The following is a 13398-nucleotide window of genomic DNA, read 5'->3' as shown; positions in this document are numbered from 1 at the left end:
TTATGACGAAATCATTAATTTTGGTGAGTCATGGTCGTTTCTGTGAAGAACTTAAAGGTAGCACTGAAATGATTATGGGTCAACAAGACAATATTCATGCAGTGGCTCTTCTTCCAGAAGATGGCCCAGAAGAATTTACTGCAAAATTTGAAGCTGCTATCGAAGGGTTGGATGATTTCCTAGTCTTTGCGGATCTTCTCGGTGGAACACCTTGTAACGTGGTAAGCCGTTTGATTATGGAAGGTCGTGACATCGAACTTTACGCAGGGATGAATCTTCCAATGGTGATTGAATTCATCAATGCGAGCCTTACAGGTGCAGATGCGAACTATAAGATCCGTGCTGCAGAAAGCATTGTGAAAGTTAATGACCTGTTAGCTGGCTTCGATGATGATGAAGATGAATAAGATGTGATTTAGAGCATCTTATATAGAATATTCATGGGAATGGGGCTTACTCCCATTCCCATATTTAATAGAAAAAGAGGGAATCAATGCTACATTATACAAAAGAAGACTTGCTCGAATTGGGTGCAGAAATCACTACACGTGAAATCTACCAACAGCCTGATGTATGGAAAGAAGCTTTTGAATCTTATCAAGCAAAACGTGAAGAAATTGCAGCCTTCCTACAAGGGATTGCTGATAAACATGACTATATCAAGGTTATCTTGACAGGTGCTGGGACTTCTGCTTATGTGGGAGATACCTTGGTACCTTACTTTAAGGAAGTCTATGACGAACGCAAATGGAATTTCAATGCTATTGCGACAACAGATATCGTTGCCAATCCAGAAACTTATTTGAAAAAAGATGTGGCAACTGTCCTTGTATCCTTTGCTCGTAGTGGGAACTCGCCTGAAAGTGTGGCGACTGTTGATTTGGCCAAGGCCTTGGTAGATGAGCTTTACCAAGTGACGATTACTTGTGCAGCAGATGGTAAATTGGCTCTTCAAGCTCATGGAGATGACCGCAATCTCTTGCTCTTGCAACCAGCTGCCTCTAATGATGCTGGATTTGCCATGACTTCTAGCTTTACGTCTATGATGTTGACAGCTCTCTTGGTCTTTGATCCTACAGAATTTGCTGTTAAAGCTGAACGTTTTGAAGTTGTATCTAGTCTTGCCCGTAAAATTCTAGACAATGCAGAAGATGTCAAAGAGTTGGTTGACCTAGACTTTAACCGTGTCATCTATCTAGGCGCTGGTCCTTTCTTTGGGCTTGCTCATGAAGCTCAGCTCAAGATTTTGGAATTGACAGCTGGCCAAGTGGCGACCATGTATGAAAGTCCAGTCGGCTTCCGTCACGGTCCAAAATCTCTTATCAACGAAGATACGGTTGTTTTGGTCTTTGGTACAACGACAAACTACACTCGCAAGTACGACTTGGACTTGGTTCGTGAAGTTGCTGGTGACCAGATTGCTCGTCGTGTTGTGCTTTTGAGTGATCAAGCCTTTGGTCTTGAAAATGTCAAAGAAGTGGCCCTTGGTTGTGGCGGTGTCTTGAATGATATTTACCGTGTCTTCCCTTACATCGTTTATGCCCAACTCTTTGCCCTATTGACTTCACTCAAGGTAGAAAATAAACCTGATACACCGTCTCCTACAGGTACAGTAAACCGTGTGGTGCAAGGTGTTATTATTCACGAATATCAAAAGTAAGACTCTTCGAAAATCTCTTTAAACCATACTAGTGTAGCCTTGCCGTAGGTATATGTTACTGACTTCGTCAGTCTTATCCGGCAACCTCAAAACAGTGTTTTGAGCTGACTTCGTCAGTTCTATCTGCAACCTCAAAGCAGTGCTTTGAGCAGCCTGCGGCTAGCTTCCTAGTTTGCTCTTTGATTTTCATTGAGTATAAGGCAATATTTATGAATTCTTGACAAGAGGATTTGTAAATTATCAGATAAACCATAGATTGTCAGTAGGCTTTCTATGGTTTGTTTGCTTGAGAGAAATAGTAAAAGGAGAACAGAATGAAAGCATACACAGAGCGTGTATTTGGAAATGTTGAGGGAAAGGATGTCTTGGCCTATCGTTTTGAGACGGACGGTGGCTACCAGCTTGAGGTCATGACTTATGGTGCGACCATCTTGCGCTATGTCACACCTGACAAGGCTGGAAATTTTGCCAATGTTATCTTGGGATTTGATGACTTTGATAGCTATGTAGGCAATAGTCCCAAGCATGGAGCTAGCGTAGGTCCTGTGGCAGGCCGTATTGCAGGTGCGACTTTTGAGCTCAATGACCAGACCTATGATCTTGAAGTCAACAATGCTAGCAACTGTAACCACAGTGGTTCAACTGGTTGGGATTCGAGTTTGTTTGAACCAGTTGAAGTGAGCGACCATGGCTTGACCCTCTACACAGAGCGTACAGATAGGACAGGAGGGTTCCCTGGCAATCTCAAGATCTGGATCAGCTATCACTTGGAAGAAACTGGTGCTTACGAAATCAGCTATAAGGTAACTACAGATCAGGACACGCTGGTCAACCCAACCAATCACAGCTATTTCAACTTGTCTGGTGATTTCACGCAGACGATTGACCGCCATGTCTTTCAACTAAATACTGAGGGCATTTATCCAATCGCTCCTGACGGTGTTCCATCCAAAACTCCAGACGCTACTCGTGATGTGGTCAAACACATCTACAATGGTGCTTTGCTCAAGGATATCTTTGCAGAAGAAGATGAGCAAATTCAGCTGGTGTCTGGTTTAGACCACCCCTTTGCCCTTCCTGCAAGTCATGACAATGCTGGTTTCCTTTATGACCAAAACTCAGGTCGCTTCCTGCTTTTCAAGACAGAGGCTCCATGTTTTGTGGTTTACACAGCAAACTTTGTGGATGAGAGTGTCGTCATAGGAGGTCAGCCAATGGTACAGCACAATGGGATTGCCCTTGAGGCGCAAGCTTTACCAGATGCTATTCACAGTGACCTCAAAGACCAAGTCATTCTCAAAGCAGGGCAAACCTTTACCAGTAAGACACGTTATGAGCTTGTTGTGAAATAAGAGGATAGGAATTTCTACTTTTGGGGTGAATAGTATTTGTCTTATAACACTAGTAGAAACAGGCAAAGAATAGGAAAATATGATATAATTTAATATTGAAAATACCTGTCCTATCTATAGGATAAAAGGAGAAAAAAATGAAGAAAATTGTATTTGCTAGCGCCTTGGCTTTGACTTTGGCTGGAGCAGTTTTGACAAATGATGTTTTTGCCAATGACAGATTGGTGGCAACACAATCTGCTGATGGTAGAAATGAAAATGTCTTGAGTTCAGAAGTGCTTAACCCTGCTAGTGGCAATGTTTTGGTTGGATTAAAGGGAGAATTTTTGACTCCAAACCAACAAGCTATCTTAGATGCCGTCAACGCTATCCGTAAAGAGGCAGCTGACGAAGGTTTGGTAGATAAGTATGTCCCTATCAAATGGTCAACTGACCTAGAAAAGGCAGCTTTTGTCAGAGCTGCAGAAGCTTCTGTAACTATGGATCATACTCGTCTTTCTGGTAAAGAAATCTGGAGTGCCTTCCCATCTGGGAATAGTGTACTTGGAGAAAACTTGGGTTGGAACCATGATGGTTTCCTAAAAGCTCTTGAACAATGGCGTGCTGAAAAAGCAGACTACGTGAAGAAAAAATCAGGTGGTTCAACAAATGGTGGGTCTGGTCATTATCAAACTTTGATTAGCCCTAAATTTACACATATGGGGATGGCTGCCTTTAAAAATCCAAATAACCCATATAATGCTGTAACGATTGCTCAGACTTTTGGTGATGCTGCCACTTCAGAAGAATTGGTAGGCAGTTACGGTCCTGCTATTCAATATGCAGAAGTGACTTCATCTAATTTGTCAACAGTTAAAAATAAAGCAGTCGTAGTTGAAAAAGCGTTGAAAGAATTTAGAACTTCTAGTTCAGACCAATCTGGCTGGGTGAAGTCTAATGGAAAATGGTATTTTTATGAATCTGGTGATGTGAAGACAGGCTGGGTAAAAACAGGTGGTAAATGGTACTACTTGGATGATCTAGGTGTCATGCAGACAGGATTTGTAAAAGTTGATGGAGCATGGTATTTCCTTGATAGTTCGGGCGCGATGTTTACAGGTTGGGGAACAGATGGTAGCAGATGGTTCTATTTTGATGGCTCAGGAGCTATGAAAACAGGCTGGTACAAGGAAAATGGTACTTGGTATTATCTTGATCAATCAGGTGTCATGAAGACAGGTTGGTTTAAAGTAGGCAAGTATTGGTATTATGCATATGGTTCAGGAGCTTTGGCAGTTAGCACAACAACACCAGACGGTTATAAAGTAAATGGAAATGGTGAATGGGTAAGCTAGGCAACTAGAAACTAAAGGAGTTGCTTTCACAACTTTAGATAACTTATATTTGTTACCATAATTTTAAAGATGGAGAGAAGAAATAGTGCTTCTCTTCATTTTTATGGCTCTTTGTCAACTGTAGTGGGTTGAGAAAAGCTAAGATCTGAGTCTGAGACAAAATAGTTCTCGACCACAAAAAAGCTAGAGATTTCCAATTACGGAACTCTAGCTTTTTAATTTTGAGTCGTTCTCTTATTGTATTTTAGGAGGTTATTGGCCATAAGTACCAATCCCATGTCAATTCTCACTTGACGTTTCCCTCTCAGATTACATCTCTTGTAACCTAAACAAGCCTTTATCTGCCCAAAGACAGGTTCCACATCAATCTTGCGTTGAGCGAAAATCTGTCTACCTTCAGGAGATAAAAGCGCCTGGCATTCTTTCGTTTTTAAGTGCTGATAGCGTTCATTCATATACAGTCCCTTTTGAGGGGCTGATTCAGGTTCATCAGCGTAGTAAAACTTGATTTCCTGTTGAAAGTCCGTCTGTGTTTTCTGATGTTTGATATGGTGAAAACGATAGTACCACTCTTCAGGATGTGTATAGCTATCCTCCTTGTCATTATAATGCCAATTCGCTAAGTTTCTAGCTGACTGTTTATACCCTCTCTTCTGTTCCTTATCAAACATGGCATATTTAATCAGATGGTTCACCTCCTTTTCATTTAGACGAAGGAGGTTTTCCTCACTTCCATATCCAGCATCTGCGACAACTGTCTTTACGTCATGCGGATAAGTTTCAAGTAAGGGTAGAAGAGTCTTGGTATCTGTCGGATTTAAGAAGACATCATAGTGAAGAACAAATTGGTTTTCAGTAGCGATTTGAAGATTATAAGCGGCCTTGAGTTGGCCATTTTTCATATGGTCTTCTTTCATTCGCATAAAAGTAGCATCTGGATCTGTTTTGGAAAAACTGTTACACCCTTCAAATGTCTCCTGATAGCCCTCATATTTTTCAGCACCTACTGAAAAATCATCCTTGACTTTACGCAAGACTTTCTTGAGTTTACGACGCTGGGCTTTACGTTCATCCTTTCCTTTAACAGGTATCTCCTCAATATCTTGGTTCAGTTTTTCCAATTCTTCTTCAAGGACTTGAGCGAATTCCATCAACTGCTCTGAGGAGATGGGCTCTTCTTCATCCAGCTTAATAGCCTGATGGATAAGGGGAGTGATTTCTTCTTGAAAATAGACCTGTATCTGTTCTTGAAGTTTGGCGGAGAATTTCTCTGTCGCTTTCTTCCACACGAAACTATACTTGTTGGCATTGGCTTCAATCTTAGTCCCGTCAATAAACAGACAATCTAAGGTCACTAACTCTTCCATTTTTAAACGAAGATTGATGTCAATGAAAAGATTACGAATGAGTTCTTCCATCCCTTCAGCGACACGAAACCGATTGATGGTGCCGTAGCTGACAACCAACTGTCCTGTTATGTACTGCATAGCCAGATTTTCAACCAGCATTTTTTAAATTTTTCGTCCAGAGAAAATCCCTTGTGAATAGGCAAATAGCAGAGTAGCTAAAAGCATCTTAGGATGATAAGACGGGCGACCAAAGGCATGATAGAAGGCGTGGAAGTGATAATCCTCCAAGGTATTCACCACTTTTTCAATAGTAAAGACGAGATGGTCTTGTGGCAAGAAAGAACTGATTTCTAGTGGTAAAGTTGTTTGATTTGTGTTATAGTGAATATGCATGGGATAGCCTTTCTAAATGGTTTATTGGGCAATTTTATTTTACCAAGACTATCGCAGCCATGCAACAAAAGCAACGGATTTGCCGTTGCTTTTGTTGCAAGCTAAGGGATTTTTGTCCCAGACTCTTTCTTTTTTGATGTTCAACGCGATAAAAATCCTTTTTTTGAAGTTTTCAAAGTTTCGAAAACCAAAGGCATTGCGCTTGATGAGTTTGATGAGATTATTAGTGGCTTCCAATTTGGCGTTGGAATAGGGTAACTGAAGGGCATTGACGATTTTCTCTTTGTCCTTTAGAAAGGTTTTAAAGACAGTCTGAAAAAGAGGATGAATCTGCTTTAGATTGTCCTCAATGAGTCTGAAAAATTTTTCTGGTTCCTTATTCTGAAAGTGAAAAAGCAAGAGCTGATAGAGATTATAGTGGTCTTTCAAGTCTTCTGAATAGCTCAAAAGCTTGTCTAGGATTTCTTTATTGGTTAAGTGCATACGAAAAGTAGGGCGATAAAATCTCTTATCACTGAGTTTACGGCTATCCTGTTGGATAAGTTTCCAGTAACGCTTGATAGCCTTGTATTCATGGGATTTTCGATGAAACTGATTCATGATTTGGACACGAACGCGACTCATAGCATGGCTAAGATGTTGGAGTAAAACAGTCCAGTGAACTGTTTTAGCCTGAGCCTAGAAATTAGAAAGCGAAGCTGTTTAGCCAAGTCAAATAGATTGCAAGATGTTCACTTAATCAGAAGAACAACTTTCTTGCACTTGACTTGATAATTGGGGTATAATTAAATTTATAGGATTTTGATAGACAAAATTTCAGTCTTCAAAAATAGTATCCTTTGATTGTTAGAAATTGGTTTAATATGAAAGAAAAAATAATAAAATCATCAAATCAGCGACAACTATTCTCTTTTCGTAAGTATAAAGTTGGACTTTGTTCTGTTTTATTAGGTACAGCGTTGGTTTTTGGAGCTTCAGTGTCTAGCCCTGTTAGTGCAGCTGAACTTGAGAAAAAACCTTCTGTTACAGAAGGAACTGATGTTACAGGAAGCAGTACGGTGTCTAGTCCTAATGATGCTTCCAATGGGGTATCTAATCATACAAATACAGTAGAAGATGCTCCAGTAGTCAATGTAACAGCTAGTGCTGATGAGATGAAAAAAGAAGACGATTACTACGCTCGTGAGATATTCAAGGGTTCAGAAGTGGTATCGGTAGATGACGTGAAGACAAATAATAAGGTAGATAAGAGTACTGACCTTAGTTCAGATCTACCAAAAGTCAAGAATTTGACCAATGCTACTGTTCATGTTGAGTTTAAAGCAACAGAAACGGTACCGAATTTATATAGTGTATTTTCTGCCTCTAGTAATTCAAATCGAAATGAGTATTTTCTTTTAGGAGTAAGTGGAAACAAGCCTGTTGTAGAGGCTAGAACAGGAAAAGAGGGGAGCTATCAGTACGATCGTTTTGAAGATGGAAAGGAAAGTATTCGTCCTAATGAGTGGAATTCGTTAACCTTTACTATTTCTCGACCTAATGTTAATGTAGATGCTGGTGAGGCGAAACTTTATGTTAATGGTAGGTTATCAAAATCTTCTGCTAAATCTGGTCTTTTTTTGACAGCTATGCAAAATTTGACCAATATGCAGTTAGGAGCTATGCAACGTGGAAATGGTAAAGTTTGGGGGACTAATCTAGATATCCGTAATCTAACGATTTATGATTATGCCTTCAGTGACACAGAGGTAGGACAACGAAGTACTATTTTTCTTCGAGATCCTGAGGGAAACAAGGCTCTTGGTCCAGCTGAATTAACAGATAATAAGGCTGTTTTTCAGTCTGGATTGAATGGTCAGAAAAATAGTGATGGGATTTATTCTTATCGTATACCATCTTTGCTGAAAACGAATGATGGTACAATAATTGCAGGGGCAGATGAACGTCGTTTGCATTATTCTGACTGGGGTGATATTGGAATGGTTGTTCGTCGAAGTGAGGATGGAGGCAAAACTTGGGGTGAACGAATTAATATTTTAAATATTCGTGATAATCCAAGAGCTAGAAATGCTAATATTGGTTCTCCTACTTCTATTGATATGGTTTTAGTACAAGATTCCAAGACAAAGAAAATTTATTCTATCTACGATGTCTTTCCAGAAGGACAAGGAATTTTGGGTATGAGTGTTACTCGTGAAGAGTCTTATACAGTTGTCAATGGTCGAACATATCAGATAGTATATAAGGGTAGTGAGAAATATACTATTCGGGAAGATGATTATATTTATGATAGTAATAATCAAAAGACATCTTATCATGTAATCACTAAATCGACTCAGTCTGAAAATAAGTACAGTGATACAGGTGATTTGTATAATGGTAGTAAGTTAGTGGGAAATATATATTTTACCCCAACAACTGACTCGCCTTTTCGTGTAGCCAAGGATAATTTTATATGGATTTCAGAGAGCAATGATGACGGAAAAACTTGGTCAGCACCAAGGGACATTACACCCCAGATAAAGAAAGATTGGATGAAATTTTTGGGTACGGGTCCAGGTTCAGGTATTGCATTGAAGCATGGTCAATATGCAGGGCGTTTAGTAGTACCTATGTATTCAACTAATTATGTATCTCATCTCAATGGTTCTCAGTCTTCTCGTGTAATTTATTCTGATGATCATGGTTTGACTTGGCATATGGGAGCTTCTCCTAATGATGGTCGTATCTTCAGAGGGGAAGCTTTGAATTCTAATACTATGAGAAACACAGCAGCAGAATTGACTGAGGCTACTGTTGTCGAGTTAAACGATGGAACACTCAAGATGTTTATGCGTAATCGAAGTGGTCATGTTCAATTTTCTACTAGTAAAGATGGTGGTGCTACTTGGGGTGCTGTTGAAACAATTAGTGATATTCCAGATGTTTATGTACAACTTTCAGCAGTTCACACTGTGCAAAATGGTCGGGAGTACATTGTATTAGTAAATGCTAATGGACGTGGTCGTGAAAATGGTTATGCTCGACTTGCAGAAGTTCAATCAGATGGTAGTTTGAAATGGATCAGACATAATTTGGTCCAAGCTGGTAAGTTTGCTTATAATTCTGTTCAAAATCTAGGTAATGGTGAGTTTGGTCTTCTCTATGAGCACAGTGAAGATGGTGAAAATGACTATACTCTTTCCTTTAGAAAGTTTAACTGGGATTTCTTAAATCCAACGGTTCGGGCAGTTTCTGCTCAAGTGACGACAGATGATAAATTAGTTTCTATACGTTATGATGGTGAGGTACTTGCTCGAAAAGGCCTGGTTTTAACATTATCTAATGGTAGAAAACTGCCTTTTGTTACTCAGTATGATAATCGTACCCTTCTTTTCCAATGGCAACCAGAGGATGAGGGGGCGACTGTAACAGGTATTCAAACAGGGACTTTGGATAGCGTGACAGATATTCCACTGGATACTACCAATGTTCGTCTGCCAATCCGTACTCGCACTGTTGAACCAACGGATCCAAAAGTGGCAGATTCTCTCCTTTATCCTGATATCAACAATGACTTAAGGTGGCCAGCTGGTTTGAGCTACGATGATTTGAATAGAACTGTAACCCGAACTATACATTATGTTGCTGATGACGGAAAAGTTTTCCCAGATACAGTACAGACAGTCGCTTATAATCGTAATGCTATTGTTGATCTGGTTAAAGGTACGGTTACTTATGGTTCTTGGGTCTTGGCTAAGTCAGAGTTTGACAGTCTTGTTGTTCCTATACAGGCTGGATATTTGGCTGATAGATCTTTGATTACTAACCAAAATATCGAAAAAGATGTTCATACTTTGGTACCAATTTCGGTGACAACTAGTGTCCGTTATAAGAAATTAGGTTCTTGGATTGTTCAAACTCCAAATTCTGAAATGAATAGGATATCTTATCCCAATAGCTATTTAGATGCGAGTGTTATCGGCAATCATAGTACGGTTACCATTCCTTATATAGCGGGTTACCGTGCGATTGGGAAAGATGGGAATTATTTGACCTTGAAAAATACGGATCGTCCAGCAGAAGGATATCTAGCACCACGTCCTGATGATGCCACCCAAGATAGCATCATTCGTTATGATAAAGATAATCAAAGTGCTCAGATTCGTTTTGTGAATCAATCTAATAAAGCGGTCTTATCAACTGTTTCTTTAACTGGAAAAACAGGTGAAGTGATTGATAGTAAGTCTGTAGACAGGGAAATTTTATCTTTCTTGAACAAAGGTTATCGGATTGTTACAGATGAATTTCATCAGATACTAACTCCTGTTTATGGTGACAACAGTCGTGTGGTTACTCAATTTACTATTGTGCTTACACCAAGGGTGGAGAAGATTGATGCTAGTCAGTATAAAGAAAAAGATTCATTGGTAGATAGCCAGTTGAAGCTTACTTGGCCAGCTGGTTTGACAGAAAAAGACTTACAGAAGTCGGTTAGTCGTACGACTCGTTTCTTGAATACACAAGGTGAGGAAATTGCGCCTGCTCACGAAGATGTTCTTAATTATAGAAGAACAGCAACTGTTAATCTTGTAACCAAAGCTGTTCTTTATACGGGTTGGATTGCTGAACAAAATAAATTTCCAGCAGTTTCAGCTCCAGTTGTGAGTGGTTACCTAGCAAATGAATTGGGGAAACCAGAATTATCAAGTACTCCAAATATCCCAGCAAGAGTGGATGCTATTCATTATCGCAAACTTGGACAATGGGTACTAAAATTACCGTCAGAGACAATAAAAATAACTTATCCTAACGACCGTAGTAATGCAGGACGTGTTGGAACAGATCAGTCAACGGCTCCAGTTGTGACAGGTTATCAAGCTAAATATCAAGGTAAAAACCTAGTTTTAGCACAGGATGGAAGAAGTTATATTCTTTCCCTTCCAGAAGATGTTACACGTGATATGATAATTGACTACACTCGTATTCCAGCTGTAGAAGGGAAAGAAGAAGTTCGTGAAACGGTATCAATTCCGTACGAACGCTTGACTGAGGTTAGCTCTGATCTCTATACAGATCAAACTCAGCTGAAACAGTCAGGTCGTGCAGGCTCTAAGAGTGTTGTGAAGATATACCAAACACTGGATGGAGTAAAAACAGAAAAGGTTCTCTCCGTCCGTGAGGAAAATATAGTTGCCTCTCAACCCGAGATTATCCTAGTTGGTACTAAGCCTATTAAGAGTCGAGAAAGCGTTGTTAGCATAGAAGAAATCGCACCAGTGCTTGTGTACCGTGAGGACACTTCGCTTCTGAAAGGTCAAAGTCAGACCGTTCAAGGTCGTGCAGGTCAGCGTAAGATTGTAACGATCTATGAAACAGACCATGGAATACGTACTGGAATGATCCTCTCTCAAACAAGTGAGATTGTGCAAGAAGCAACCCCAACAATCATCTATCAGGGGGCGAAGGTTATCGGTCGTACTCTGCCAGAAGATGGTCCTCTATCTCCAATAGTTGAAAAACCAAGTGTGGAAATCCGCATAGAGGAAACTGACTTTACTACTGAATATAGGGATAGTGCTAACTTACCAAAAGGTCAAACGAAGGTCTTGATTGCAGGAGAAAAAGGTCAGCGTACTATCCTGACAGAAATTAGTAGTGACAATGGTGTAGAAACACGTCGTGAGCTATCTAATACTATTACCAAGGAACCGATCCATCAAGTTGTCTTAATAGGAACCAAAGCTGTAGAAGGGGAAGAAGACAAGAAAACACCTCTAATTCCTTCGAATGAGAATGTGATTCTTAGTTCTGATAGAAAATTAGCGAATTCTGCTAAGGAATTACCAAGGACGTCGAATACTGATGATAAAAACTTATTTGTGCTTGGGTCAATCGGACTTCTCTTGGGTTTGGGATTGAGTGTTAGAAAAAGAAAAAATTGAGCATGAAATTTCCAATTTGATAGTAACGAGAGATTTTCATAGAGATGATAGAGGATAATTTTAGCATTAAGAAAAGTTGTTTTAATTATTGCTATGGGAGCACCATATATATTTATAGCAATAAATTTGATAGCTTTTTTGAAAGTCATGTTTCTTCATTTGGATTCCGAAATCAGGACAAAATGGAGCATTGTACTCCAGTTTAGCGATGATTTCCTTATGTATATCCCGATTTATGATATCTATAGGGCATTTACCCATTACAAATATTATAGAGCCGGTTAAATAAACACAAAACAATCCTAGAAGATTTTTCTGGGATTGTTTTTGCTAGGGGAGTTCCTTCAAGTTGTCTGACTTGACTTTCTTGGTGGAAATTATATAATAGTTGTAATAATAAAAGTTACAACTAAAGAGAGAAATAGTTATGACCTATGAATACAAGAGTCACATTTATTTGGCAGAGGCAGTTTTAAATGTAAAGGATTTGGCAAGTCAAACAGCCTTTTATCAGCAAGTGCTTGGTTTAGAAATCTTATCTCAAACTGAGACAGAGGCCGTTCTAGGACTGGGTGGAAAAGCCTTGGTTCAGCTGATTCAAACACAAGAGAGCGGAGAAGTAAGGGAACATTATGGTCTTTATCATCTGGCTATTCTCCTGCCGACACGCAAGGCTTTGGCTGATGTCTTGAAGCACCTGACAGATTTACAGATTCCTCTAGTTGGCGGTGCAGACCATGGGTACAGTGAGGCTCTTTACTTGGAGGATTTGGAGGGAAATGGCATTGAACTCTATCGAGATAAGCCGGTTTCCACATGGGATATTCGAGAAGACGGACGCATTATCGGAGTGACGGAGGCTCTTGCGGCGCAGGACATTTATGAGCTGGGGGAAAGAGTAGAGCCCTTTATCCTGGCAGAAGGTACGAGAATGGGACATATTCATCTTTCAGTCAAGGATAGTCGAAAGTCCAGCCAGTTTTATCAAAAGGTGTTAGGACTAGAGGATAAATTCAGTGTGCCTAGCGCTAGTTGGATTTCAGCTGGGGACTATCATCATCATTTGGCAGTCAACGAATGGGGAGGAAAAGGTCTGGCTCCGCGTAAGCAAGGCTTGCCAGGTTTGGCCTACTATGTCATCGAAGTCGCACATAAAGAAGAACTGTTAACGATTGCCCAGCGAGCACAAGAAGTTGATGCACCAATCAAGTGGCTTACATCAAGCCAGTTGGAAATCACAGACCCAGACGGAATCGTGCCCCGTATTCGCTTAGCTAGATAGGATGTGATAAAGACCAGCATCTAATACTCAATGAAAATCAAAGAGCAAACTAGGAAACTAGCTGCAGGCTGTACTTGAGTACGGCAAGGCGACGTTGACGCGGT

6 protein-coding genes and 2 pseudogenes are annotated in these 13398 nt (G+C 40.1%); 6 read left to right on the top strand and 2 right to left on the bottom strand.

Annotated features, from left to right (window positions below; all coding sequences use genetic code 11):
- Positions 1–2: 2 nt before the first annotated feature.
- The 4 genes from M1F55_RS06595 (at position 3) to M1F55_RS06580 (ending at position 4346) form a co-directional block, all read left to right on the top strand.
- A complete protein-coding gene (locus M1F55_RS06595) occupies positions 3–407 on the top strand; it encodes a PTS sugar transporter subunit IIA (protein ID WP_247947528.1) in 405 nt (134 codons plus the stop codon).
- Positions 408–493: 86 nt separating this feature from the next.
- Positions 494–1660, top strand: coding sequence for an SIS domain-containing protein (locus tag M1F55_RS06590; protein WP_247947527.1), 1167 nt, complete (start codon positions 494–496; stop codon positions 1658–1660).
- 314 nt (positions 1661–1974) lie between these two features.
- Entirely contained in the window at positions 1975–3012 is a 1038-nt protein-coding gene (locus M1F55_RS06585; protein WP_247947526.1) for an aldose epimerase family protein, read from the top strand.
- Between the two features lie 137 nt (positions 3013–3149).
- A complete protein-coding gene (locus M1F55_RS06580) occupies positions 3150–4346 on the top strand; it encodes a CAP domain-containing protein (RefSeq protein WP_247947525.1) in 1197 nt (398 codons plus the stop codon).
- 215 nt (positions 4347–4561) lie between these two features.
- Here the strand turns inward: M1F55_RS06580 and M1F55_RS06575 are convergent.
- Together M1F55_RS06575 and M1F55_RS06570 are read right to left on the bottom strand one after the other, a co-directional pair.
- Positions 4562–6088, bottom strand: a pseudogene (locus M1F55_RS06575) (IS1182 family transposase).
- Positions 6089–6136: 48 nt separating this feature from the next.
- Positions 6137–6736 (bottom strand): annotated as a pseudogene (locus M1F55_RS06570) (transposase); the annotation flags it as partial.
- 215 nt (positions 6737–6951) lie between these two features.
- Here M1F55_RS06570 and M1F55_RS06565 point away from each other — a divergent pair.
- Positions 6952–12012: a mucin-binding protein gene (locus tag M1F55_RS06565; protein ID WP_282184723.1), complete on the top strand. Its 5061-nt coding sequence runs from the start codon at positions 6952–6954 to the stop codon at positions 12010–12012.
- Between the two features lie 427 nt (positions 12013–12439).
- Positions 12440–13294, top strand: a complete 855-nt coding sequence (locus M1F55_RS06560) for a VOC family protein (protein ID WP_247947523.1) — start codon at positions 12440–12442, stop codon at positions 13292–13294.
- Positions 13295–13398: the final 104 nt, after the last annotated feature.

Origin of the sequence: Streptococcus mitis (assembly GCF_023109235.1) — a bacterium.
Lineage (GTDB): Bacteria > Bacillota > Bacilli > Lactobacillales > Streptococcaceae > Streptococcus > Streptococcus mitis_DA.
The sequence above is the reverse complement of the archived record's forward strand: the minus strand, read 5'-3'. Positions and strand labels throughout refer to the sequence as shown.

What these genes read in the sequence shown, in the direction of transcription:
- M1F55_RS06595 (WP_247947528.1), top strand. Translation starts at nt 3, where the DNA reads ATGACGAAATCATTAATTTTGGTGAGTCATGGTCGTTTCTGTGAAGAA.
- M1F55_RS06585 (WP_247947526.1), top strand. Translation starts at nt 1,975, where the DNA reads ATGAAAGCATACACAGAGCGTGTATTTGGAAATGTTGAGGGAAAGGAT.
- M1F55_RS06590 (WP_247947527.1), top strand. Translation starts at nt 494, where the DNA reads ATGCTACATTATACAAAAGAAGACTTGCTCGAATTGGGTGCAGAAATC.
- M1F55_RS06580 (WP_247947525.1), top strand. Translation starts at nt 3,150, where the DNA reads ATGAAGAAAATTGTATTTGCTAGCGCCTTGGCTTTGACTTTGGCTGGA.
- M1F55_RS06560 (WP_247947523.1), top strand. Translation starts at nt 12,440, where the DNA reads ATGACCTATGAATACAAGAGTCACATTTATTTGGCAGAGGCAGTTTTA.
- M1F55_RS06565 (WP_282184723.1), top strand. Translation starts at nt 6,952, where the DNA reads ATGAAAGAAAAAATAATAAAATCATCAAATCAGCGACAACTATTCTCT.